This window comes from Streptomyces sp. NPDC026672, from assembly GCF_040638185.1.
Taxonomy (GTDB): domain Bacteria; phylum Actinomycetota; class Actinomycetes; order Streptomycetales; family Streptomycetaceae; genus Streptomyces.
Window position 1 is genome coordinate 72,144 of record NZ_JBEZXS010000014.1, and the last position, 22,909, is coordinate 95,052.

At 68.9% G+C, this 22,909-nt stretch carries 22 protein-coding genes and 1 pseudogene; 3 read left to right on the top strand and 20 right to left on the bottom strand.

Annotation, left to right across the window (positions count from 1 at the left end):
- Positions 1–174: 174 nt before the first annotated feature.
- On the bottom strand, positions 175–597 hold the full coding sequence (locus AB0F77_RS18360) for a toxin Doc (protein WP_361949075.1): 423 nt from the start codon (positions 595–597) through the stop codon (positions 175–177).
- Positions 598–600: 3 nt separating this feature from the next.
- Positions 601–843, bottom strand: coding sequence for a hypothetical protein (locus AB0F77_RS18365; RefSeq protein ID WP_361949078.1), 243 nt, complete (start codon positions 841–843; stop codon positions 601–603).
- A 204-nt stretch (positions 844–1,047) separates the two neighbouring features.
- Between AB0F77_RS18365 and AB0F77_RS18370 the strand changes: the two genes are divergently transcribed.
- Positions 1,048–2,544, top strand: coding sequence for a cytochrome bc complex cytochrome b subunit (locus AB0F77_RS18370; protein WP_361949081.1), 1,497 nt, complete (start codon positions 1,048–1,050; stop codon positions 2,542–2,544).
- Here the strand turns inward: AB0F77_RS18370 and AB0F77_RS18375 are convergent.
- From AB0F77_RS18375 to AB0F77_RS18450, 16 genes and pseudogenes are all read right to left on the bottom strand, one after another.
- Positions 2,537–2,852: pseudogene (locus tag AB0F77_RS18375) on the bottom strand (beta-galactosidase); the annotation flags it as partial. The gene AB0F77_RS18370 and the pseudogene AB0F77_RS18375 overlap by 8 nt on opposite strands.
- Positions 2,853–2,919: 67 nt before the next feature.
- Complete coding sequence (locus tag AB0F77_RS18380; protein ID WP_361949084.1) at positions 2,920–3,804, bottom strand: thiopeptide-type bacteriocin biosynthesis protein; 885 nt, start codon at positions 3,802–3,804, stop codon at positions 2,920–2,922.
- An 87-nt stretch (positions 3,805–3,891) separates the two neighbouring features.
- Positions 3,892–5,034 carry a lanthionine synthetase C family protein gene (locus AB0F77_RS18385; RefSeq protein WP_361949087.1) on the bottom strand — a complete coding sequence of 381 codons (1,143 nt, stop codon included), beginning with the start codon at positions 5,032–5,034 and terminating at the stop codon, positions 3,892–3,894.
- On the bottom strand, positions 5,031–8,063 hold the full coding sequence (locus AB0F77_RS18390; protein ID WP_361949090.1) for a lantibiotic dehydratase: 3,033 nt from the start codon (positions 8,061–8,063) through the stop codon (positions 5,031–5,033). The genes AB0F77_RS18385 and AB0F77_RS18390 overlap by 4 nt, the downstream gene beginning before the upstream one ends.
- An 80-nt stretch (positions 8,064–8,143) precedes the next feature.
- Positions 8,144–8,338, bottom strand: coding sequence for an FxLD family lanthipeptide (locus AB0F77_RS18395; RefSeq protein WP_361949093.1), 195 nt, complete (start codon positions 8,336–8,338; stop codon positions 8,144–8,146).
- A gap of 62 nt (positions 8,339–8,400) precedes the next feature.
- Positions 8,401–9,630, bottom strand: a complete 1,230-nt coding sequence (gene fxlM / locus AB0F77_RS18400) for a methyltransferase, FxLD system (protein WP_361949096.1) — start codon at positions 9,628–9,630, stop codon at positions 8,401–8,403.
- Between the two features lie 258 nt (positions 9,631–9,888).
- The gene (locus AB0F77_RS18405) at positions 9,889–10,674 is read right to left on the bottom strand and encodes a GntR family transcriptional regulator (protein WP_361949099.1); all 786 of its coding nucleotides are present in this window, start codon (positions 10,672–10,674) and stop codon (positions 9,889–9,891) included.
- 19 nt (positions 10,675–10,693) lie between these two features.
- Positions 10,694–11,959 (bottom strand): acyl-CoA dehydrogenase family protein, encoded by a 1,266-nt coding sequence (locus AB0F77_RS18410; protein ID WP_361949102.1) that lies wholly within the window; start codon positions 11,957–11,959, stop codon positions 10,694–10,696.
- A 71-nt stretch (positions 11,960–12,030) separates the two neighbouring features.
- Complete coding sequence (locus tag AB0F77_RS18415; RefSeq protein ID WP_361949105.1) at positions 12,031–12,618, bottom strand: GAF domain-containing protein; 588 nt, start codon at positions 12,616–12,618, stop codon at positions 12,031–12,033.
- A complete protein-coding gene (locus tag AB0F77_RS18420; protein WP_361949108.1) occupies positions 12,618–13,214 on the bottom strand; it encodes an ATP/GTP-binding protein in 597 nt (198 codons plus the stop codon). Before AB0F77_RS18420 ends, AB0F77_RS18415 begins: the two co-directional genes overlap by 1 nt.
- A 7-nt stretch (positions 13,215–13,221) precedes the next feature.
- Positions 13,222–13,590, bottom strand: coding sequence for a DUF742 domain-containing protein (locus tag AB0F77_RS18425; RefSeq protein WP_361949111.1), 369 nt, complete (start codon positions 13,588–13,590; stop codon positions 13,222–13,224).
- Between the two features lie 23 nt (positions 13,591–13,613).
- Entirely contained in the window at positions 13,614–14,099 is a 486-nt protein-coding gene (locus tag AB0F77_RS18430; protein ID WP_361949114.1) for a roadblock/LC7 domain-containing protein, read from the bottom strand.
- Between the two features lie 21 nt (positions 14,100–14,120).
- A complete protein-coding gene (locus AB0F77_RS18435; protein WP_361949117.1) occupies positions 14,121–15,470 on the bottom strand; it encodes an ATP-binding protein in 1,350 nt (449 codons plus the stop codon).
- Between the two features lie 249 nt (positions 15,471–15,719).
- Entirely contained in the window at positions 15,720–16,160 is a 441-nt protein-coding gene (locus AB0F77_RS18440) for a hypothetical protein (RefSeq protein WP_361949120.1), read from the bottom strand.
- Positions 16,161–16,269: 109 nt separating this feature from the next.
- Positions 16,270–17,508 (bottom strand): helix-turn-helix transcriptional regulator, encoded by a 1,239-nt coding sequence (locus tag AB0F77_RS18445; protein WP_361949123.1) that lies wholly within the window; start codon positions 17,506–17,508, stop codon positions 16,270–16,272.
- 222 nt (positions 17,509–17,730) lie between these two features.
- Complete coding sequence (locus AB0F77_RS18450; RefSeq protein WP_361949126.1) at positions 17,731–18,411, bottom strand: helix-turn-helix domain-containing protein; 681 nt, start codon at positions 18,409–18,411, stop codon at positions 17,731–17,733.
- Between the two features lie 81 nt (positions 18,412–18,492).
- Here AB0F77_RS18450 and AB0F77_RS18455 point away from each other — a divergent pair, with 81 nt between their 5' ends.
- On the top strand, positions 18,493–19,122 hold the full coding sequence (locus AB0F77_RS18455) for an HAD family phosphatase (protein ID WP_361949129.1): 630 nt from the start codon (positions 18,493–18,495) through the stop codon (positions 19,120–19,122).
- 138 nt (positions 19,123–19,260) lie between these two features.
- Here AB0F77_RS18455 and AB0F77_RS18460 read toward each other — a convergent pair whose 3' ends face one another.
- Entirely contained in the window at positions 19,261–20,430 is a 1,170-nt protein-coding gene (locus tag AB0F77_RS18460; RefSeq protein WP_361949132.1) for a lactate 2-monooxygenase, read from the bottom strand.
- 205 nt (positions 20,431–20,635) lie between these two features.
- On the bottom strand, positions 20,636–22,135 hold the full coding sequence (locus tag AB0F77_RS18465) for an MFS transporter (protein WP_361949135.1): 1,500 nt from the start codon (positions 22,133–22,135) through the stop codon (positions 20,636–20,638).
- A gap of 181 nt (positions 22,136–22,316) precedes the next feature.
- Here AB0F77_RS18465 and AB0F77_RS18470 point away from each other — a divergent pair, with 181 nt between their 5' ends.
- Entirely contained in the window at positions 22,317–22,907 is a 591-nt protein-coding gene (locus AB0F77_RS18470; RefSeq protein WP_361949138.1) for an SRPBCC family protein, read from the top strand.
- The last annotated feature ends 2 nt before the right edge of the window (positions 22,908–22,909 follow it).

Here is a 22,909-nt window from a genome sequence, read left to right on the forward strand (position 1 = left end):
GGCGGAGCGTGGACGAGGTGTACGGGGCGGCGGCTCGACCGTCGTCGTGTCGACGCGGGTTCCTCGGCCGGTCACCGGGAACCGGCCGTCGTCACCGCACAAGCGTTTCAGCCTTGCACAGGTGCCTCACGGGCAACAAGGCGCGCACGTCACATCCATGGCTTTGAAAGAAAGTCAGAACACGTGCGGGGCCTGCGCTTCGTATGTGCTCGGACGTCCCCGGATCGGCCAGGAGCGCAGCCGGTCGGCCACGCCGTACAGGTCCGTCCTGCCGGACATCACGTCGCGGGCGAGGCCGGCGAGGGCGCCGCGGGGCGGGTCGACGCCGACGCCGCTGACCACGAGGTAGGCCATCGCTGTGGCGCAGGCGAAGCGGGCGTTGGCCGTGGGCAGCGGTTTGAGCAGGGCGAGGGTGTGCAGCAGGGCGGCGGCCCGCCAGGCGGGGTCGGAGGCGACACCGGGGCGGGGCGGGTCGACGCGGTGCCTGGCGACGGCGGCGACCAGGGTGGAGAAGTCGTTGATGGCGGGCTGGCCCGGCAGGACTTCCTCGTGGCGCTGGAGCAGCCAGGGTACGTCGATGTGGAGGACCGGCGGCATCGCTCAGGCGGCCCGCTCCTTCGCGGCGGGCGGTTCGTCGTCGGGGAACGCGGCGGCGAACTCGTCGGCGTGGGCGGCGAAGAAGCGGCGGAACGCCTCGGCGCCCTCCTGGAGGGCCCGGTGCCGGGCGATGTCGGCGGCGGCGGCCTGCCGGACGAGGGCCTTCATCGACGTACCGCGCTCCTTGGCGATCTCGCGCAGGTCCTCTAGCTCGCGGTCGCTGAACTCCACATTGAGAGCTGGCATGCGTTCACGGTACCGCGCGGGTACTTGACCGTAAATCAGCCCAGGTCGTCGCCGACGCCGCACGGTACCCCGGGCGGTGGCCCCGCGGGACCGGCGGGTTGACGGCGGACGTGACGTGTGTCACACATCCGCCCCGGTCTGTCACATCCGGGCCTCCCGGACGCCTCGCAGGGGTGGGCGCACACCGCGCCGGGAGGGAGAGCGATGAAGGGCGAAAGGGTCGCGGACTGGCTGGACGGGCGCCTCGGCGTCCACGGTCTCGGACGGCGTTACCTGCGCAAGGTGTTCCCGGACCACTGGTCGTTCCTGCTCGGGGAGATCTGTCTCTACAGCTTCGCCGTGCTGGTCCTGACCGGTGTGTACCTCACCCTGTTCTTCCATCCGTCGATGAACGAGGTGACGTACCACGGCAGTTACGTGCCGCTGAACGGCATCCGCATGTCGGAGGCGTACGCGTCCACCCTGCACCTCAGCTTCGACGTGCGCGGCGGGCTGCTGGTGCGCCAACTGCACCACTGGGCGGCGCTGGTGTTCGTGGCGGCGATGCTGACGCACATGATGCGGCACTTCTTCACGGGCTCCTTCCGCAAGCCGCGCGAGGTCAACTGGCTGTTCGGCTGGAGCCTGTTGTTCCTCGGCCTGTTCGAGGGCCTCTTCGGCTACTCGCTCCCGGACGACCTGCTGTCCGGGACGGGGCTGCGGTTCGTCGACGGCGCGCTGCTGTCGGTGCCGGTCGTGGGGACGTACCTGTCGATGTTCCTGCTGGGCGGCGAGTTCCCCGGCCATGACATCGTGCCCCGCTTCTACGCGCTGCACGTGCTGCTGCTGCCGGGGATCATGGTCGCGCTGGTCGTGGTCCACCTCCTGCTGGTCGTCCACCACAAGCACACCCAGTTCGCGGGGCCCGGCCGGACCGAACGCAACGTCGTGGGCTCGCCGTTCCTGCCGGTGTACCTGGCGAAGGCGGGCGGTTTCCTCTTCCTGGTGTCCGGGTTCCTGACGCTGATGGCGGCGGTGGCCACCGTCAACCCCGTGTGGCAGTACGGCCCGTTCCGCCCCGACCAGGTCTCCACGGGTGCGCAGCCCGACTGGTACCTGGGCTTCGCCGAGGGGCTGGTGCGGATCATGCCGGACTGGGAGATCACCCTGTGGGGCCACACGCTGGTCCTCGGGGTGCTCGTGCCGGTCGTGGTGTTCCCGCTGCTCCTGCTGTTCATCGGCGCCTACCCGTTCCTGGAGGCGCGGTTCGCCGGGGACGGCCGCGAGCACCACCTCCTGGACCGGCCCCGCGACCGGCCCGTGCGCACCGCGATCGGCGCCTCCTGGATCAGCGTCTATCTGATCCTGCTGGCGGGCGGCGGCAACGACGTCGTCGCCACCCGCCTCCACCTGTCGATCAACGCGGTGACCTGGACCGTCCGGATCGCGGTCCTCGTGGTCCCGGTGGCGGTGTTCGTACTCACCCGGCGCGTCTGCCTGGGGCTGCGGCTCCGGGACCGCGAACTGGTGGCCCACGGCAGGGAGACCGGGGTGCTGAAGCGGCTGCCGCACGGGGAGTACGTCGAGGTGCGCCGGCCGCTCGACCCGGCCCGGCTGCACACCCTGACCGCCCACGAACGGCCGGGCGCCCCCGTGGAGCACCTGCCCGCGGTGGAGCGGGCCGGCGCGGCCCCACCCTCCCCTGCGCCCCCGGCCGACTGACCCGCACGGCGCCCCGGGGTCGGCGGGGTGGGCGCTGATCAGAGTGAGCCGGACGCGGGAGCCGTGCGCCGGGTCGAAGGTGATCACGGTGGGGGCGTCGGACTCCGTCGCCCAGTCGACGGCCGCGCCCCGCACCGGTCGAAAGGCGTATCCGTCCCACACGGCGGCCTCGACCGACGCGGGCCGGGTGTGGCCGGCGTCCACGGTGAAGGACACCTCGACCCGGTCCAGGGTCTTCCGCCGCCCGAGGGATCGCCGTCGAGCACGGCGGCGGGCAGGGCGTCCGGACGGTCGGAGTAACTGGCGTTGCAAGCCGTGGCCACTCAGGGAGACGCGGTAGTGGACGAATCCGTTACGCCAAATGCGGCCAACGGATCACCGTCCCAAAATCGCCTCTCGTGCAACGCGCGACCAGATTGCTTGCTGCCTGGTGCTGAAGCCCATGCGGTTCCAGTGGAAGAGGACATGCCGGGCCAGGACGCCCCTGAGCCCGAGGCTCAAAAGGTTGGTCCCAGCGGCGTCCTTGAGGCTTCTGCCGCCGTCCTCGAAGCCGGTGATCCAGTCCGCCAGGTGTTGGAGCGGGCCGTCGACGAGTGCAGGTACAGGGTCGAAGGAGACAAGCGCGCGCATCGTGTCTGCCATGGCGCTGACCTTGTCAGGGGAGACAGTGGCGGGTAGCGGCCGTTTGGCCTCGACGCTGCCCCACACGTCTCCCTGCTCACCCCATTCCAGCCCGGCAGCGCGGAGGAAGAGCGTGAGCACGCACAGGGACGTAGCCTTGGCGTCAAGAACCATTTTTGGGTGTATTTCGGAGATTCGGTCGTAAGTGAGCACACCCACGCTGTCGACGTGGAAGATCCGCTCGGCGACCGCTATACCGTCGAGTCCGCCGAAGGCGATGATCTCCGGTTCGTACAAGGACGCCTGCCACTCCTTGACGACCCTCTGGGAGACCGCTGAGTCCAGAGCCTTGGCCAACTGTTCGACGGTTTCTTCCAGAGATCCGTTCGCAGCCGGCCGCACGCGCAGTCTCCAGCACGGATACTTCCGGACGAACCACCAGGCGCCGACAGCCGCGCTCTGCAGAGTGGGCAGAAGGCAGGTGCGAAACGCGGGGGCGGCAGACGGATAGTCGGCGAACGCGACGTACACCTGGTACCAGCCCGTGGGCAGGGGGTCGATCGCGGCCCGGCCGGCAGCACGGTAGCGCTCGACTGCTTCGGCTAGCTGCAGAGGCGATGTCGGTACCCGCAGGGCCACTTCGACGAGCGGGGGTGCCGCCGAGGACGGCCAGGACGGCGTCCTCGCTGAGGCTTACGGTGTTGCGGTGCTGCATGTGGCCGACTCCTAGATCAGCAGAAGGCAGGCGTCCCAGTCCGTGGTGGCCGCGACACCCGGCTCAGCACTCATGAATGCGAGTGCGGCCCCGGCCGTGCCCTCGATGAAGTCGGACCGTTCCGGCACGGGGGCCGCGAGGAAGCGTTCAGGTGCACGCCTGAGCCAGTCGTGGAACGCTTTCGGCTTCTCCGCGTCTTCGGCGACGCGTTGGACGGTACGGATCAGCCCGCCGACACCGTGGCACAGACCGCGGCTGTTGAGCTGGTCGAGCTGCCGGCGGTCGGCCAGGCAGTACAGCAGGGCGCGCTCGGCCATACGCTTGCGGTCCTCGTCCCCGAGGGCGATGGCGGCGAGTTGCTGTGCGCGGACGATGCCAGGGGTGCCGTAGCACCAGGACGGTGCGGCTGCGTGAGTAGGAGCAGGGCCGAGCGCGCTGACCCAGCGGGGCCAGCGGGTTCCGTAGTGGTCGCTTCGCCGGATGGAGTCCAGCCAGCGCAGAATCCGCGCCATCGCGTGTTCGTGACCGTCCACCCTGACGCCGCGGCGCTTGGCCAGAGCGAGCAGGGCAAGGGGTCCCGTGATGCCGTGGGCGAGGCCGGCGTTGGCATGACCACCGGGGGCGGCTGCCTCATTGCTGGCTGGTGCATGACCGACCCACCAGCCAGGCAGCGGCCGTCCTTCGGGATCGGCCATCGGCTCCGTGAGCCGGACCAGGTACTCCAGGACACGCCGCAGCTCCTGGCTGTGGGGCTGCCGGAGCAGTAAGAGTGCACCGATCCCGGTCAGCCCCCGGAAGAGGTCGTACTCGGCGAACACGGTGTGCCGCCCTTGGTCGATGCGTGCGTGAGCTGCGGCGACGCGGCGTCGGGCATGGGCCGCTATGACGTCGTCCAGGGTGCGAAGGGCGCCGCTGTACCGGCCGGTCTCGGCGGCGGCCATGTGCAGGACGTAGGCCATCGCGGGGGCGCCGAGGAACAGGTTGGCGTCCTCGCCGTCGATGAGGGGGCCTGCGCCGGCGAGTTTGCGGTGCGCGACCTGGAGCGTGGTGAGTCCGGCGGCGGCTCGCTCGATGTCGAGGAGGGCTGTGCCGAGCGGACCGTGAGCGAGGGACTGCCGGGTGGCAGAGGTCGGGTCGGTCGGGGCGGTGGTCACCGCGGGGCTCCTTCTGAGCGGGTGGTCCAGGACAGCGCGGCGGTTCGTGCCAGGCGGCGGCAGGCGGCTTCGGCGCTCGGGTCGATGCCCACGGCACGGTTGTGGTGCATGTGGAGCAGGGAGGGCAGCACGCCGACGGGATCGTGTCCGGCATTTTCGAGGGCCTGCCGGTAAGCGGACAGGTGCTTACGGCGTAGCGCCCAGGCGCTGGCCATGTGGGTGCCTTGCGGCACTTCCCGGAGCGTGCTGGCTACGGTGTCAGGGTCGGCGCTGAGCTGTACGGCCAGGGCTTGGACGGCGCGCGGGGCGGTGTTCCCTTCGTTCTTCAGGAAGTTGTTCGTCAGCCAGGTCCAGCCTGCTGCCGGGGATCCGAGGAAGCCGGTGGCGATGTCGACCATGCTGGCAGCGGTGAGGGCCGGCCGATCGCTGTCGGCGATGGGCAGGACGATTTGCGCGAGGGCTGCGGCAGAGTCCGCGGTGAAGTACCGCTCGGCGGCTTCCAGGACGGTTCCTGCTCCGTAGCGGCCGGTCTCCGGAGAGTCGGTGTCCCACTGCACACGTTGGATCAGGCCCTCGCCGATTAGCTCGGACGCCCATGCCGCAATGCGCTGTGCCGCTTCGCCGAAGGCCGCTGCGGCAGGCAGCTTCAGGCGGAGGCGAATGTGGCTGTCGGGGTCGGCGTAGCGGACGAACCAGATGTCCGATGGCGCGTTTTCTCCGAAGTCGCCCAGCAGCCGCGGCAGATGAGAGGTCAGCACCTCCGAAGCGCGGTCGGCGTTCCCGTAGACCTTCAGGTACGCCGACGCGGAGGCGCCGGGCAGCCGTGCGGTTGCCCGGCTGTGGATGGCCGCCGGCGGACAGCCGGGGCGGGCCGGGGGCTGGTCGGAGGCGAACGCCATGGTGACTTCGTGGGCGCGACCGATCCAGCCGAACAGGCTGTCGGCGGGCGCCGCCTGCAGGACGGCTGTGCCATGGCGTCTCACTTCGGTGTGCAGGAGGTACTGGTGGGCGGGCACGTCGAGGTCCAGCCTCAGACGGCGGTCGTCGGAGCCGACGTAGACGGTGCGCGGCACCCCGTAGCGGATACGCCAGTTCATCAGGGCGCTCATCCAGTTCGGTCCGTTGCCCAGGTCGCGGTCGTGCAGCCGCCAGCGGGCAGGTGCCAGGACGGTGCGGCCGACGCGGATCTCGGGCAGGAACGGCAGGCTGGAGGCGGCGCCCCAGGCGAAGGGGATGAGGATGGCGCAGTGGGAGCGGTGGAGTTCGCAGACGAACCGGATCAGCGGGTGGGTGGCGTTGCTCAGTTCTACCGCGTTCATCACAGCCGGTTCGAGGAGCTGGCCCGTCGACAGCTGCGTCAGGTAGAGGCGGGTGGAGTCGGCGAAGACGCCGAGGTCGTCCAGTTCGAGGGTGGCGTTCGGGTTGTACTCGCCGAGGGACAGCATGGCGGGGACGACGGCCGGTGCGCGGCTGACGTTGTACGTCGGGATCTTCAGCGGAGGACCGGAGACCTGCGCTCGCTCGGCGCCCTCAGTAAGCGTGGGCAGCGCGGCGTAGGCGGCGGTGACCCGGTTGCGGTCGGTCGGTTCGAGGGTGGTGAGGAACCGGCCGGTGGTGGTGCCGGCCGTGAGGGAGAGCCCTACCACGGACAGGTTGAAGCGTCCCTCGTCCAGTTCCTTGCGGGTCTGGGCGAGCACTGTGAAGCAGAGTTCTATGTGCGCCGGCACCTGGGACGGCTCGCCGACGGAGAGTGCCGTGATGTCCTCCTCGGTCAGGTCGACTGTCAGTCGGTGGTCCAGCGCTGCGTTCTGGGCGAGCGTCAGCAGGTACTCGTCGCGCAGACTGGTGGCCAGGACCGGGCGCTCGAAGACGGTGCCCCGGTAACCGACGGGAAAGCCCAGACCGGTGTCGGGGTCGGTGAGGTCGCGCAGTGGCACAACGGTGCCCATGCTGTAGCGCTCCAGGAACCGTGTGCGATAGTCCGACCAGGCCGGAGTGCCGTAGGGAAAGGGCGTGATGCGGGCGATGGCCTGCAAAGCGGCCTCCGCCTCCCGGGCGACGCTCTCGGGGAGGACGACGTCGCAGTGGGGCCGCAGGTTTACGGCGAGGCTGGGCCCGGCAAGACTGCTCAACTCGGTCATGGCCGTCGTTGCCTGCGCCCTCAAAACCCGCTGCGCCCTGGGGGCTGCGTGGTCGTGTCGGCCCAGGATCCGATGGACCCGGCGCAGCGCCGGAACAGCCGGCAGCAGTGATGCGGCGCCGATGCGCTCAAGCTGTTCCAGCAGATGGGCGAGGCCGTCGGTGCTCGTCATCGGGGCGTGCAGGCTGCTCAGGAGTACCCGGTGCTTGACCAGGTCGCCCACCATCGCAGTGATCGTCTCGGCGGGGGTGTTCGGGTACTCGGCGTGCAGCTTGTCGACGATGTCCCCGACGGTGGTGGGGAACTGTGCGAGGGACAGTGCCTTCTCAGCGGCCCGCGTACGGCGGAGGGTGGTCGTCGTGGGCCCGTCGGGGCCCGGTTGATGGTTGATGGTGATTCGGGTCCCTCGAACCGTGCACGTGGGGTCGGCGATGACCCGCAGGTGCCGCAGTACGTTCGGATCGAGTTCCAGGCCGGTGATGATGTTGCGGAGCCACTCGGCGTCGGCACTGGCGAAGGCCCGGTGTGCTGTGCCGAAGCGGACACGTACGGTAGGGCCGAGGCGCAGCGGGGCAGGTCCGGCGAAGAGGCCGAACGGAGTGGCTCGGTACCGCATTCGCAGCAGGTAGCGCATCAGTGAGGTGACGGTGCGGACGGCTCGGGGGCGATGGACGGTCCTGGCGAGAACCCTGCTGACACCGTCGGCGAGGGCGGGTGCGGCAAGTTCGATGGCGGCGCGGGTGTCGTCCGTCCACACCTTCTCGATCCACGCCTGGGAGTGTGCGGGGTCGATGCCGCCGTTGGCTGAGACGGTGGGCCAGGCCGACACCGGGTTCGTCAGCGAGAATGCCGACACTCTGATCATGCTCGCGTCAATAACGTGGTACATGGCTCTGCCTCCTTCGGATGGTGATGCCGTGGGGTGAGACCGGGCCGGCTGCTCGGTCCCACCCCACGGCGAGAGCGGCGTCAGCCGCTGATGCAGGTGCTGTTGGAGCAGGCGGACTGGCAGGTCGCGCCGCAGCCGTCACCGGTGTCGTTCAGCAGCGCGCCGGGAACGGCTGCGGAGGTGACGGTCTCGATGTCGAGGTCGAAGTCCGACCCGGTCTCGCCCGTGAAATCGGTCGCGGCCTTCAGGGCGGTGGTGCCGTTGTGCGGTGCCATCTCGTACTCCTCCAGGAAGGGGGTGGATGTGCTCTGCCAACCTGGTCACAACGTCAGCGGCGTCATGGCCAGGAGATCGTGACCCGTGAGTGCGGCCGGTCGATGATCCGGCCCGCGGGAAGTTGGTCGTCCGGTGTTCCGGCCGGGTAGACCTCGATGTGCGCGCGGTCGCCGCGGTGTACGCGGTTCCACGTCTGCATCTCCTGGACCAGCCGCTCGGCGACATCCTGGGCGCGAGGCCCGTGGCCGATCGCGCCGAGTTCGAACCGGTCCGGGTCCTCGGTGCCTCGTACGGTGCGGTAGGCGAAGCTGCCGCCGTCCACGAGAGTGGGGATGCCGAGTGGGGAGGCGGAGGCGACCAGGCCGCGCTGCCGGGCGGCGGGCTGTGCCGCCATGAGGGGCAGGTTGTCCAGGGCAGTCGTCAGCCACAGGTCCAAGTGCTCGTTGGACTCGTCACCGGCGAGCATCACGCCGGACCACACCTCGCGGCGGGCCGTGGCCAGTGCTTCCGCCAGGGCCTTGGTGTCCGGCTCGGGGTGGTCGTCCAGGCGCAGACCGATCTCCTCGCCCTCCACGTCGTGAATGAGGGCCACCCGCATGCGGTTCTCGCCGGCACCCTGCATCGGGACGAAGCCACACAGCTCGAAACCGTCGCTGATCAAACGGTGATCGTCGCGGACGAAGGCGATGGTCCGGGTCATGCCACGCATACGCAGCGGGACGACGAGCCGGCCGCCTTGGGCGAGTTGGTGCACCCAGGAGGGCGGGATGTCGGCGGCCTGCACGGTGACGACGATGCGGTCGAAGGGCTGGAAGTCGATCATGTCGCCTGCGCCGTCGGCGGTGATGGCGGTGACGTTGCGGTAGCCGGTCTCGCTGAGGAAGTTGTTGGCTCGCTGGATGACATCGGGGTCGATGTCGACAGTGACGACACGGCCGTGCTCTCCGACCATCTCGGCGAGGTAGGCCGCATTCACTCCGCCGGATCCGATCTCCAGCACCTTCATACCGGGCTGAATGTCGGCCTGTTCGATCTGCATGGCTTGGATTCGAGGAGCCGACACCGAGCTGATGTCTACCCCGGTCGTGTCGGTCTTGGTGATCAGCGCGGACTCGGCGTCGTAGCTCTTGGCCATCTCCACGCCGGGTGCAGCCAGGTGCCGGGGCACGTGGCGGAAGGCGGCCACAACGTGCGGGTTGCGGGCGGCTCCCTTCTCGATGAGCTGTCGCACCATTTCGTCACGCAACTCCTGCTCGGTGGCAGGGGCAGTCTGGGGGGCGTCGTTCGTCATGGCGGGGACGTTATCCACGTGCGGTCTCCTTCTCGGCGCTTGTGCGCCAAGGGTCAAAGGGCTGAGAAGGTGCGACGGCGCAGCCGAAGGCGCGTGGGGCGCGCGAAGCGCGCCCATGGCCGGGAGGCGATCCGGAAGGGGCCGGCGCGGAGCACCGGGGAAGAGGAACGCGGGATGGTCGGGCTGCACCGTCGTTGGACGTCGGGCCCGCGCACGGTCATGCGGATGTACGGGGGACGACCGTGGGCGGGAGTTTTGTCAGGGCGTGGGTGAGGGAAGCTCCGTCAACGATGGACTCCGGGGCCTGGTGTTCTGGATGATCTTGGGGGTTTTTATGGCCTTTTCCAGGTCCCAGCCCAAGTTGTACCGGTTGTAAAGAACGTTGCCGTTAACCTTGCACCGTGGGTCCTGCGCCCATTCGGCGAGCGTGCGGGTTTCACCGAAGGCTTCCAGCTTTTGCCTTCCGGGCGTCCGGCGCGCGGACAACTGCAGCAGTTCTTTCACTGGAATTTCGATGATCCGGTGAGAGACGAATCTGAACCTGACGTTCTGGACTTCCAGGATCCCCTGTCCCTGCAGAGCCCTCACGGATTTTCGAACCGTGGCGATGGATACTCCGAACTCCTCCGCCAGGACATGCAGTTGAGGAAACAGTTCCCCGGGCTTGTAGATCTTACGGTGAAGGCGTGCCCTCAGGACGGCCTCGATGTACACGTCGTGGGGGAGGCCTGAATTTTCGTCGGGAGGACTCCACGACTCCCCTTCTATGACTACCCGTATGCCCACACGCGGGCGGCTTTCCAGTAGTCCTTCTTCACGTAAAGTCCGTACGGCAGGAAAAATGACGTACGGCATGTGGTTTACCGTGAGGGAGAACTCTTCCGCCACTTGCAGATAGCTGAATATGTGGCCTGGCGGCCATTTCCGGGTTTCGATGCGGAGGCGGAGTATGCCCGTCAGCTCTATGGCCTGGTCTTTCATGAGCCCAGGCCGCAGTTGCTGCCTGTTCACTTGCTCGCCGAATGAAAGGTGAGGATCGGTCATCGGTTTGATCGCCTGCGGACTAGACGCTCACCGTCTCGTCGGTCACCGGGGGCTGGATGGGGTTGGCGTGCAGTGCGGACCACGACGTGCGTGGGCTGCTGCCGGTCTCCTCTTCCAGGAGGCTCTCGGCGAGGCGTCGGCGTTGGACTTCTCCGGTGCCGGCGGGAGCGTAGGTGGCCTGCATGTCGCGCCAGACGCGTTCGATGGAGTGCCGGGAGTCCAGGCCGTTGGCGGCATGGAGCTGCATGGCGTCGTTGCCGGTCTCGGAGGCGAGATCGTGTCCGAGAGCCTTGGCGGCGATGAGTTCGTCGTCGCAGGACAGGCCGCGGTCGAGCATGTCGACGGCGTGGTAGGCCAGGACTCTCGCCATGATGAGCCGGGCGGACATGCGGCCGAGCCGTTCCCGTATGACGCTCAGGTCGGCGAGTCTGCCGTTGTAGCGAGGGCGGTTGCTGACGTACTGGGCGGTCAGGGCTACCGCGGCCTCGTGCAGTCCGAGTGAGACCGCGGTGAGGTTGGGGCGGCCGTAGAGGATGCTGCTGGACTGGGCGATCTCGAAGCCCTGGCCGATGTCCCCGAGCACGTTGTTCGGGTAGACCCGTACGCGGTCGAAGCCGATCTGGCCGAAGCTGAAGCCGTGCAGCCCCAGCTTGCCGGTGTGCCGCACGAGGGACACCCCTCGCTGATCGCTCTCGACGAGGAATGCGGTGAGGGCCTGCGAGGTGCGGGTGCCGGCGGGGGCGGTGCGGGCGACGACGACGTGGAGATCCGCGATGTGGCTGTTGCCGACGTGGGCTTTGGCTCCGGTGAGCACCCATGCCTTCCCGTCCCACTCGGCCGCGGAGGTCATGCCGCCGATGTGGCCGCCCTGGTCCGGCTCGGTCACGGCGATCGACATGAGTTTGCTGCCGTCCGCCACGCTCGGCAGCAGCGTGGCGTGCTGGTCCTCGGTGCCGTAGTAGAGCAGGGCGGCGACAGGGATCAGGCTGGCTTGGAGCGTGCCGGCAGCCGCGCCGGAGACACGAGCCAGGCGGTGGATGAGAATCGTCTTGGCGACATGACCGGCGTCCATACCGCCGAAGGCCTCGGGCGTGGTGACACCGAACCAGCGCTGTCCGGCCATCAGGCGGGCGAGCTTGCGGTCCACGCGGTGCGGGGTGCCCTCCATACGCTCTACGCGGGGCAGGACCTCCTGAACGGCGAAGTCGTCGACGGCCTCCCACAGCGCCCTGTGGGCAGGCGTGAGAACCCTGTCGAGGTTGGTGGGTGTGGCGGGCATGGACATGAACGATGCCTCTCCCTGGATGAGCGCTGATGGTGGGTGTGGCTCCGGTGGGGTTCCGGTCAGGGCGTGCGTCAGGGGGCGGGCAGCGTCGGGATCTTGAGGACATCGGCCGCCGCGCGGGCCGCGTTCCGGACGATGGTTTGCAGCCGGGCCGCGTCGGCGAGGGTTCGCGGTTCGGGGTCGATGACGCAGACAGTGAGCAGAGCGAGGCCGGTCGCCTCGTCGATGACGGGGCTGCCGAAGTAGGACTGGATGCCGATGGAGTCGACGATCTGGTTGCTCTGGAAACGCGGCGAAGCAGCCACGTCCGGCAGCGGCAGGCCACGCCTGCGCTGGATGACCTCGGGGCACCAGCCGTGGTCACGGCTCATGGTGCGCCCGACGATGGGGTAGCCGGACTCCTGCGGAGGGTTGTGCAGGCCCAGGAACGTCTGCTCGTCGCTGAAGGCGTTCACCATGCCGTAGAGGAAGCCGCTCTTGCCGGCCATGTCGGTGGCGATGTCATCGAGCACCTCCCGTCCCTCCATGCGAATGCCCAACTCGGCGAAGCGGGTGAGACGGGTCGCCATTTCGGACAGTTCGGTGGCCGGGTCGTCCGTGAATGCCTCGACCTGGTGCTGCGTGGTGGAGGGCGTGCCAGGGGCGTAGAGGGAAGTCATCAGGCGTCCAAGAGGGAGGAGTTCGGGGAACGGGTCTGTACGGCGTGCTGGACCAGGGTGAGGAGAACCGAGGCCACGGATTCGGGGTTGCGGGCGTCGCAGAACAACAGCGGCACACTGTCGTCGACGTCGAAGGCATGACGGATCTCCGCGAGGGTCCGCGGGGCGGTGCCGGGGAAGCGGTTGACCGCAATGACGAACGGCATACCGAGCTGTTCGAAGAAGTCGGCCGCGTGGAAGCTGGACTCGATCCTTCGGGTGTCGGCGAGGACGACGGCTCCGAAGGCGCCTTCGGCCAGGTCGTGCCAGAAGCTCCAGAAGCGGGGCTGTCCCGGGGTGCCGAACAAGTACAACTCGATCGGCTCGGGGACGTCCCAGCCGACCCGGCCGAAGTCGAAGGCGACCGTCGTGGTCGTCTTCTCCTCGATGCCATGAAGGCTGTCGGTCGCCGCGCTCTGCCGGGTGAGCACTTCCTCGGTGCGGAGCGGTGCGATGTCGCTGATGGAGCCGATCGCGGTGGTCTTGCCCACCCCGAACCCTCCGGCAACGACCACCTTGACGATCATCCGCTCACCCGGCTGGACCGGCTGCGTCATGGTGCCGTCACCCGGCCTTCGCGGTCGCGTGCGGGTACCGGCGTTTGAGAGCGGCGCTCAGCGCGAGCAGCTTCTGCGTGTCCTGGGCAACACCAGGCGTGTCCGGTACGGGCAGGCTCAGGGCCCCGGCGTCGATCAGGTCGGAGACGAGGACTGTCACCGCGGCGACGTGCAGACCGAGCGTCCCGGCCAGCTCGACGAGCGGCCGCGTGCGCTGCCGACACAACGTCATGATCCTCATGCTCTCCTCCGGAACACCCTGCGGAGAACGTGGGCCGGGGCCGAGGACGGTGTGCATGCTGAGGGTGTGACGGGCTCGGGTGCGTCCGTCGGTCACCGCGTACAGCCGCACGATGCTGTCTGTCTCGTCCGGCACGGATTCCGGGTCGACGCGGGAGTTCATTCGACACCGGGGCCCTGACCATCACGCGTGCGGACGGGGGTAGTCATGAAGGGGGTGAACCGCTGCACCAGGCGGCCGGCCGAGAAGGCGACCGTTCCCACGTTCGCGTCCGTGCGGGCGAGGACGACCAGGATCGTCGCCACCGCCTTGCCGTTGAGGGCGAAGGCATGCCCCGTGCCGGCCTCGGTGGCGAGGAAGAGGGTGTCGTCCCGCTCGATGAGGATCTGTCCCGCCGGCATCTTCTTGGAGGTCGGACCCGTGACGCCCTTGGCCAGCCCCACCATTCCGGAGAACGCCGCGGCCACCTCGTCCGCCCAGTCGGGATCCATGTGGGAGGGGATCGCCTGCTTCAGCCCGTCGCGGGAGACGAGCAGGGCGTGCGTCACTCCGGCGGTGTCGTTCACGAAGTCGTCCAGCAGCCGCGCCATCTGGCCCTGGACCTCCTTGGGAGGAGTCACGGGGGCGGTCGTGTCGATAGTCATGTCGAAAGGTCTCCAGGGGGATCAGGGCTGTGTGGGGGAGTTCTCGGCTCGCAGCCCGGCCTGCAAGCCCGTGCGCCAGTCGGCGGCGACCGCGGGGTTTGCCGCACGGGGAGGCAGGGAGGAATCCGCCCTGGCGGGCATGGGGCGCTGTTCCCGTCGCCGCCGAGGCAAAGGGGCCTCTTCGCTGTCGGTGGTCCGTGGCGTGGGAGCGACGGCGCGAGGGCCAGGAGACTGATGTGAGACGTCCGTATACGCGCCCTCTCGGGGCAGTCGTGTGATCGGCACCGAGACAGTTCCGACGATGGGCGCGGTCGCGACGAGGTACTGGTTGGGGACGACGACGGTGGCGGTGGTGCCGCCCGTCGGGTTCATCGCCAGATAGACCTCAAGTCCGTACTTTTTGGCGATCTTGGCGGTCGTGACCAGGCCCAGGCTGCCCTTGCGGACCTGATCCGCGACGTCGGCGTGGCTCGGGTTGCTCAGCAGAAGGTTCAGCCTGTCCCGCTCGGCGGGATCCATCAGGAGCAGCGCGCGGTCCTCGACCTCGAAGGCCAGACCGCGGGCCACCTTCTGCGCCCGGACGACGACTTTGGACGCCGGGTCGGAGCTGTCCAGGCCGTTGTCGATGAGCTCGGCCAGCAGGTGGGTGACGTCCGGGTGCACGTGCGCGGGCAGCGCGAACGTGGCGCCCACGTCGCCGGCGGCGGTCTGGACGCGGGTGTACTTCACGACCTCCGACTTTGCACCGCGCAGCACAGTGTTGACGGGAACGGGCGCCCGGGTCTCGCGCAGGGACTGACCGCCCAGTACGACAGAGACACTCTCGACCATGCGGCGCAGCCGCGTCGCGAGATGGTCGATCTTGAAACTCCGGTCGAGCAGTTCCGGGTCCTCGGTTGCCTTCTGCAGAAGCGTGAGGTGCTCCAGCATTTCCCCGATCAAGCCGTGCTGACGTCGGGACAGCGTCTGGTGCATTGTCACCAGAACGGCAGCCTGCGATTCGTCGTGCACGCGCAGCAGACAGTCGGCTCCCTGCACCTGCAGGTTGCCGATCTGCTCCAGAACCTTGACGAGTGAGTCGGGTCCCTCCCAGCCGGCCTCTGCGGGGAGCGGGGGACGCGAACCCCGGCACAGCTCCTCGGCCGTCCAGATCACACTTTTCTCCGCAGCCCCTACGGCGTCCGCGATCCGCTGCAACTCGGCGTCACGGTCGGCCTGCAGGGAAACCGCCACTGCGCGAACACGGACGCCACCGACGACTCCGGTGACGAGCATGCTGCCCGCGAGACAGAGGGCGATCTGCGCGGGGGCGAGGCGGTAGGACCAGCTGACGGCCACCGTCAGGCATGCGGTCACGGCGATGCACGCCAACGGGACGTACAGGACGCCGGCGACCTCGCTGAAGAGGCCACGATCTAACCGGGCACGGGCTCGCCTGCGGCGGGGGTTGGCCGGGCAGGAGAGGGATCGGGGGGAGGGCATGGGGTCCTCGGGATGGGATTGGTTTCAGCAGGGGAATGCAAGAGATGGTCAACGAGGTCTCAGCGCGGCCTGTTCGGTGTCGCCAGGCCGGGCGGGTACGCGGTGACCAGCGGATACCGTGGTCAATGAGAGAGGCCATCAGGAGGGCTCTTCCTCCGCAGGCCCTCGCCGCTCCCGGCGGGCCTGGCTCAGAGCGTTGTGCAGAGCATCGGGCCGTGTCAGCGATCGCGGGCCTTGAGGGAAGACATGCCAGTACATGCCCGGCGGCGTGGTGCTCTCCGCGGACGGCACGACGACGTGGCATTTCTGTCCAAGGGCAACGGTCCCCGGCTCCTCCCATCGGGCCGCGGTGCCCACGGGCACGAGGAAGTAGAGGCGGGGCTCCGGCCCTCCGGGGTCGAGAATCACGGGGCCGATCGGTTCCTCCCTCTCAGCGAGGATCTCGATCGCGCGTCGGCCCACGGCCTCCACAGCGCGGACGGCGTCCCACCACTTTCCCGCCGAGCACAGCTCGGGCTCCTCGCCGATGGGCATCCAGCGCGGCGGGATCGCGCGAGCTGCGGGATTGTCATCGGACATGGAAATGGCCTCCTCACCACTGTGTGTGAAGAGACCATTCCATTCAGCAAAGCGTCCTGTGCGTACAGTCTGTCCGTGGGCTCCGCTCACCGAAGCCCTTGACACAGCATCAGGTTGTGCTAATGCCCGTCCAACTGCCAAAGGCTGAGAGCTCGTTGGACGGATGCGTATCCATCCTGAGCAGTGCAGCGGCGGTCTCGCGAACGGACGGATGGAACCGCGTGTGGTTGGGTGCGACCTTCCGGGCGCGCTTGAGATCCGCGAAGGCACCGCCCCGGTCACCCGTGGCGAGCTTCGCGGAGGCCACGTCGATGAAGTGGTGACTCGACCGCTCGCCGACGGTCGAACTGGGCGGCGCCCACTCGCCACCAGAGACCGGAGACCATTCGGCGAGGCGGGCGAGGGCCTGCTCGCTATCGCCCATATCGATCATCGCGTGCACCTCATGGATGCGGATGTTTGTCGGCCCGAACGACATCTCGTACGCCAGGGAGTCCCGGCTTCCCGCCGTACGTGCGACCTGCTCAGCCTCCCGCAGGTACGCGTCGGCACGGTCGGAGTTGTTCTCACGTGCTTCCAGGACGGCCAGCTTCAGCAGCAGCGCACCGTCAACCGCCAGCGCGTCCTCCGTGAAGGAGCGTTCAGGCTGGAGCCGCTCCAACTCGGTACGTAGCGCGAGGAGCTTGCGACGGGCCGGCGCGTACGCGCCCTGGCGGAGCATTGCTCCTGCGACGAGGTAACCGGCGGTGAACTGCATCAGGGGGTCGCCTGAGTGATCAGCCGCCCAGCGGACACGCTCCAGCGCCGTGTTCGAGAGGTCATGGTGACCCATCTTGTGGGCCAGGGAATTCACCGCACGGTAGGCGCGCGCCAGGTGCCAGAACGCCTTACTACGGTCACCGTTGCCGCCGCCGAGGGCCACATGCGTCAGCTCAGTGATGATCGGCGGCAGCAGGGGTCCCATCGGCGCGTACCGGGCGTCGCGACGCAGGGCAGACACCTGGTCGACCTCCGACGCGAGTACCGGAAGTGCACGGGGAGCGATGTCGAGGTCGTCGGGGCTGTCGTAGCAAAGCAGGAGGCGACGCAGTTCGGGGATGACAGCGTGCACACCGTCCTCAGCCTCTGGCTCACCGTAGTACGGCTGGCCGGTCAAAACTTCAGGACCGAAGCGCAGTGCCTTCGCGAGCGCCAGGAGCAGCGAGGGTGAGGCCTTGCGCGCGCCCGACTCCAGCTTCTGCACGTAGCTCGGGGAGATCGCCACCTTCTGTGCCAGTTGGGCAGCAGACAGCTTCCGCGTCCTGCGAGCTACACGAAGACGGTCTCCCAGCGTCAGATTTTCACTCATCGTTGGATCATCCCTTCGGATGGAGCACTCGAATCAGAGTACGGAAAAGACCTTGGACCGTGACCGCGGTCGCCAAGTGTTAACAGAGCCGGAAGCGCCGCGATCAGCGGACGATGCTGCCGGTACGACGTCCAAGACCTCAGCAAAGCCTCTTGAGGTGGAGCGAATATGGGCAATCCGCCACGATGTGGCCAGTATCTAGACCCCATTGAGACTCTGCCGTCAAGAGCTCACGAAGAAGAACCTACGCACAAAGTGTCCGTGCCGCTTTTTACTCATGCTGTCGTGCACCTCACCGGCCGAAGTGAGGACGCAGGACAAGTTCCATGCGGCAGCGGCGATTCTGGCGAGTGTTGGTTCACCGACCCTACGAAGCCAGATCTGGTGAAGGCCGTAGAGGCTGACGAGCTGACGCAATGCCACTTGCTCTTCGGCCCCAGAGGCATCTCGCAGTGCCGCGTGCCCGTGCCGGAGGAGCTGGGGCAGGCGGGCCCCCACGTCCTGGTAGCGGTCCTTGGGCTGCGTCTCGTAGATCCTCCACGCCTCATCGACGGATGCCTTGAATTCACTGACGGACACAGAACCGGCAGCGGCAGGCAGCAGCGACGAGGGAAGGGACAGAGCACTCCGGATCTCAGGAACGTGCTCGTGCTCTGTGTCCAGGTCGGCCCCGACGCCGGACAGGAAGCCGCCTGTGAGGTCTTCCAGGCTGCAGCGCAGGACCCGCGCCAGGTCGAAGAGCAGCGAGATCTTGTCGATCGGGATCTGCTCGTGCTCTACCTTGTAGACCCAGTTCTCCGAACGGCCGATCAACTCCCCGAGACCCTTCTGTGCCAGGCCGCGGCGCTCACGGAAGTACTTGACCCGTTGCCCGATGGTGAACAACTCGCGCAGATTTAACATGGTTGTGGGAGGGCATTCAAAGGTCCCCCACCGAAAATGGCGGGGGGCGCCTTACGAAGCGCGTCTCGCAAGGAGTTTCTCTTGTCGTCCTCCTACCGCGGCCTGATCCTCGACTTCGGTGGAGTCCTCACCACGCGGATGCGGCTCAACGGCCAGGCATTCGAACGCTCTGAGGGCCTGGAGCCGGGTGCCTACTTCCACGCCCTCAACGACAACCCCGAGGGCGTGGCCGTGTACTCGAAGCTCGAAGTCGGCAAGGCATCCCAGGAGGACTGGAACCGGGTCATCGGTGGCATCCTCGGCATCGACCCGACTGACCTCATGCGCCGCGCACTGGCCAACCTCCGACCAGAGCCGGCCATCGTGGCGGCCACGGACCGGGCCCGCGCTGCAGGGATCAAAGTGGCGATGCTTTCGAACAGCTTCGGTCTGGAGCCCTACAACCCTTACAAGGCCTTGGGGATGTGGGAGGACGCGTTCGACGCGGTGATCCTTTCCGAGCGGGAAGGCGTACGGAAGCCGTCGACCTTGATCTACCAGCGGACACTCGATGCTCTTGGACTGACCGGGCCCGAGTGCGTGTTCGTCGACGACCACGCCGAGAATCTGCCGCCGGCCGAAGCTCTCGGCATCCGCACCATCCACCACACGACGGACCCTGAGTCGACTGTGGCGAAACTCGACGCCTTTCTTGAGCGCGCTGCCGCCTGAGCGGTCGTGATTGTGTGGGTTGTTACTGGATTAGCGCATGAGGCTTCCAGGCCCCTGCGCCACCGGGCCCGCGACGGACGCCTCGCCGACGGCGCCCGCCACGGGCCCGGGGCCACGGCCCGGTGACCCCGGGCGGTGTCACGCGGGGGAGTCCGTCAGGTCCGACGCGGTGAGCGTGGCGGGCTTGGCGTGGCCCGAGAGGGCCAGCGTGAGGTCGAACTCGGCCAGCAGACAGCGGATCACGTGTTCCACGCCGGGCTGTCCGTCCAGGCCGAGCCCGTAGACGTACGGCCGCCCCAGCAGGACCGCGCGGGCGCCGAGCGCCAGGGCCTTGAAGACGTCGTCGCCGGTGCGGATCCCGCTGTCGAACAGCACCGTGAGCCGGTCGCCGACCGCCTCGGCGACCCGGGGCAGCGCGTCGGCCGCCCCGACGGCCCCCGCCACCTGCCGGCCGCCGTGGTTGGACACCACCACGCCGTCCATCCCGGCGTCGGCCGCGAGCCGGGCGTCGTCCGGGTGCAGGACGCCCTTGAGGACGATCGGGCCGTCCCAGTGCTCCCGCAGGAACGCCAGGTCGGGCCAGGTCCTGCCGGGGTCGCCGAACATGCCGGCGAAGTGCAGCACCGCCGCGTTCGGGTCCTCGTGCACCGGCTTGGCCAGCCCGGCCAGGAACGCAGGGTCGGAGAAGTAGTTGGCCGTGCCCACCCCGTGCAGGAACGGCAGGTACGCCCGGTCGAGGTCGCGCGGCCGCCAGGCGAGCAGCGGGGTGTCCAGGGTGACCACCAGCACCGAGAACCCGCAGGTACGCGCCCGCTGAAGGAAACTCCGCGTCACCTCGCGGTCCTTGGCCCAGTACAGCTGGAACCACCGCTCGGCGTCCCCCATCGCCTCGGCGACCTGCTCCATGGGTGTGCTGGACGCGGAGGACAGGACGTACGGCACCCCCTGGGCGGCGGCGGCCCGCGCGGCGGCGGTCTCCGCGTCCGGGTGCACGATCGACAGCACGCCGACGGGCGCGAGCGCCAGCGGGGCGGGCAGCGGCCGGCCCAGCACCTCGACCGACAGATCGCGCTCGTGCACGTCCCGCAGCATCCGCGGCACGATGCGGCGCCGCTCCAGGGCGGCCCGGTTGGCGCGCGCCGTGCTGCCGTCTCCCGCGCTGCCCGCCACGTACCCCACAGGACCGGCCCCGAGCCGACGCTCCGTCAGCTCCTCCAGGGCGGTCAGATCGGTGGGCAGCCGCGGGACGGCCCCGGACATCCCCTGGAGATAGATCTCGTACTGGAAGTCCGCCCAGTGCCCGGCCATCCGTCCCGCCCCTCGTCGTCGAGTCCGTCGCCCGCCGACCATACCCGCGGGTAGGCGTGGAGTGTTCCAGGCCCGTCGGGTGGGCGGCGCGGGCCGCGCGAGTCGGGCCCCGGCACGGGGGAGGGGCCGCCGTCTCCCTGCGGACGGCGGCCCCTCGGCCTGTGGGTGTCGCTCCGCCCGGCGGCTTCTCGGGCGGGTCGGGACGTCACATGTGGACGACCGTGACGGCGTCGGCGTCCTGCCGGGGCACCCCGGGCCGGAAGAGCAGGAACGCGAGGACCGCGCCCGCCGCGAAGAAGCCCGCCGACCACCAGAACGCGGTGGTGTAGCTCTCGATGGTGGCCTGCGCCTGGACGAGCTTGCTGGTGCGGTCCCGGCCGGCCAGGTAGTCGCTCGCGGCGCTCGCGGCCAGGGTGTTCAGCAGGGCCGTACCGATCGAACCGCCCACCTGCTGCATGGCGTTGACGGTCGCGGAGGCGACACCCGCGTCCTCGGCCGCGACCCCGCCCGTGGCCATCTGCATGGCCGGCGGCATCACCAGGCCGAGGCCGATGCCGGTCACGATCAGCTGCGGCAGGACGGCGCTGGTGTAGTGGGAGCCGACGCCGATGCCGGTGAGCCAGGCCATGCCCGCGAGGGCGATCGCGAAGCCGGCCGGGATGACCGTGCGCGGGCCGAGGCGGGGTACCAGGAGCGTGGTGCCGAGCTGCGCGGCGATCATCAGCGCGCCGACCATCGGCAGGAACGCCACACCGGTCTTCGTGGGGCTGAAGCCCAGGTTGAGCTGGAGGTAGTAGGTGAGGAAGAGGAACACGCCGAACATGCCCGCGCCGGTGATGAGCACGGCGACGAACGAGGCGGCGCGGTCGCGGTCCAGCAGGATGCGCAGCGGCAGCAGCGGGTGCGCGGCGCGCGTCTGCCACCAGGCGAAGGCCGCGAGCAGCAGCCCGCCGGCGATCAGGAAGCCCCAGGTGAGCGGCGAACCCCAGTCGTGGGTCTCGGCGTTGGAGAAGCCGTAGACGACGGCGAAGAGACCGGCGGCGACCAGGACCGTGCCCGGCACGTCCAGCCTGGAGTTCTCGGCGTCGCGGTGGTTGCCCAGCAGGACCCAGCCGCCGGCGAAGGCGACGACCGCGATGGCCACGTTGACGTACAGCGTCCAGCGCCAGTCGAGCGCGTCGGTCAGCACACCGCCGAGCAGCAGGCCGACCGCGCCGCCCGCGCCGGCGATGGCGCCGTACACGCTGAACGCGCGGGCCCGTTCGCGGGCGTCGGTGAAGGTGGTGTTCAGCAGGGACAGGGCCGCGGGCGCGAGCAGCGCGCCGAAGGCGCCCTGGAGGGCACGGGCGGTGACCAGCATCCCGAAGCCGGTGGCGGCGCCGCCGAGGGCGGAGGCCACCGCGAAGCCGACGACGCCCGCGAGGAAGGCGGGCTTGCGGCCGAAGAGGTCGGCGATGCGTCCGCCGAGCAGCAGCAGGGAGGCGAAGGCGAGGGCGTAGGCGGTGACGATCCACTGCCGGTTGCCGTCGGAGAAGCCGAGGTCGGCCTGGGCGGACGGCAGGGCGATGTTCACGATGGTGGCGTCGAGCACCACCATGAGCTGGGCGACGGCGACGACGCCGAGTATCCACCACCGCCTGGAGGAGGCGGCGGGCGCCTCCTCGGCGCGGGTGACCGCGCCCTCCGTGAGGGTCTTCTGGTCCATCGGAAACACTCCAGGGAAAGCGTTCGGGGCCCGCGCGGCGGGCAAAGAGAACGTAAACGAAACTGTTTCGTACACATGGAGGCTACGTCACGGCGAGCGAAACGGCAACGTTTCGCTAGAAGGGGCGGCGGCGCGGGTACCCGAAAGGGGAGGGGTAACCGCGAGGAAGGACCGATCAGCCATGTCCGCCCAACTCACCGGCACGTTCCTGACCTCGGACGACGGCCGTCCCGCCGTCCGCTTCGAGCGCGTCTGGGACCATCCGCTCGACCGCGTCTGGCACTTGGTGACCGACCCCGACGAACTCGCCCACTGGTTCCCGTCGCGCGTCGAACTCGAACCGCGCCCCGGCGGCACCGTCCGCTTCAGCGGCGACCCGCACCTGCCCGAGTCGACCGGCCGCGTCGTCGCCATCGACCCGCCCCGCCGGCTGTCCTTCGTGTGGGGCGGCGACGAACTCCGCTTCGACCTGGAGGAAGCCGAGGAGGAAGCCGAGGAGGAAGAGGAGGAGAAAGCGGCAGAGGAAGCGGCGGCGGGGGAGGCCGGCCGGGGCCGCACCCGGTTCACCCTCACCGACGTCCTCGCCGCCGAGGACACCGCCGCGCGCAACGGCGCCGGCTGGGAGGTGTGCCTGGCCGCCCTCGACGCCAGGGCCCGCGGCGAACGCCCCGCGGGACCCCACGCCGGGGCGGACGCGTCCTGGAAGGAGTTCTACGACGGCTACCTCGCCGCCGGGTTCCCCTCCGGCGCCCCCGTGCCCGCCCCGGAGTGAGC

Coding starts and splice junctions, on each gene's coding strand:
- AB0F77_RS18360 (WP_361949075.1), bottom strand. CDS start 597: ATGCCGCCGGTCCTCCACATCGACGTACCCTGGCTGCTCCAGCGCCAC.
- AB0F77_RS18365 (WP_361949078.1), bottom strand. CDS start 843: ATGCCAGCTCTCAATGTGGAGTTCAGCGACCGCGAGCTAGAGGACCTG.
- AB0F77_RS18370 (WP_361949081.1), top strand. CDS start 1,048: ATGAAGGGCGAAAGGGTCGCGGACTGGCTGGACGGGCGCCTCGGCGTC.
- AB0F77_RS18390 (WP_361949090.1), bottom strand. CDS start 8,063: ATGTACCACGTTATTGACGCGAGCATGATCAGAGTGTCGGCATTCTCG.
- AB0F77_RS18395 (WP_361949093.1), bottom strand. CDS start 8,338: ATGGCACCGCACAACGGCACCACCGCCCTGAAGGCCGCGACCGATTTC.
- fxlM (WP_361949096.1), bottom strand. CDS start 9,630: ATGACGAACGACGCCCCCCAGACTGCCCCTGCCACCGAGCAGGAGTTG.
- AB0F77_RS18405 (WP_361949099.1), bottom strand. CDS start 10,674: ATGACCGATCCTCACCTTTCATTCGGCGAGCAAGTGAACAGGCAGCAA.
- AB0F77_RS18410 (WP_361949102.1), bottom strand. CDS start 11,959: ATGTCCATGCCCGCCACACCCACCAACCTCGACAGGGTTCTCACGCCT.
- AB0F77_RS18415 (WP_361949105.1), bottom strand. CDS start 12,618: ATGACTTCCCTCTACGCCCCTGGCACGCCCTCCACCACGCAGCACCAG.
- AB0F77_RS18420 (WP_361949108.1), bottom strand. CDS start 13,214: ATGACGCAGCCGGTCCAGCCGGGTGAGCGGATGATCGTCAAGGTGGTC.
- AB0F77_RS18430 (WP_361949114.1), bottom strand. CDS start 14,099: ATGACTATCGACACGACCGCCCCCGTGACTCCTCCCAAGGAGGTCCAG.
- AB0F77_RS18440 (WP_361949120.1), bottom strand. CDS start 16,160: ATGTCCGATGACAATCCCGCAGCTCGCGCGATCCCGCCGCGCTGGATG.
- AB0F77_RS18445 (WP_361949123.1), bottom strand. CDS start 17,508: ATGAGTGAAAATCTGACGCTGGGAGACCGTCTTCGTGTAGCTCGCAGG.
- AB0F77_RS18450 (WP_361949126.1), bottom strand. CDS start 18,411: ATGTTAAATCTGCGCGAGTTGTTCACCATCGGGCAACGGGTCAAGTAC.
- AB0F77_RS18460 (WP_361949132.1), bottom strand. CDS start 20,430: ATGGCCGGGCACTGGGCGGACTTCCAGTACGAGATCTATCTCCAGGGG.
- AB0F77_RS18465 (WP_361949135.1), bottom strand. CDS start 22,135: ATGGACCAGAAGACCCTCACGGAGGGCGCGGTCACCCGCGCCGAGGAG.
- AB0F77_RS18470 (WP_361949138.1), top strand. CDS start 22,317: ATGTCCGCCCAACTCACCGGCACGTTCCTGACCTCGGACGACGGCCGT.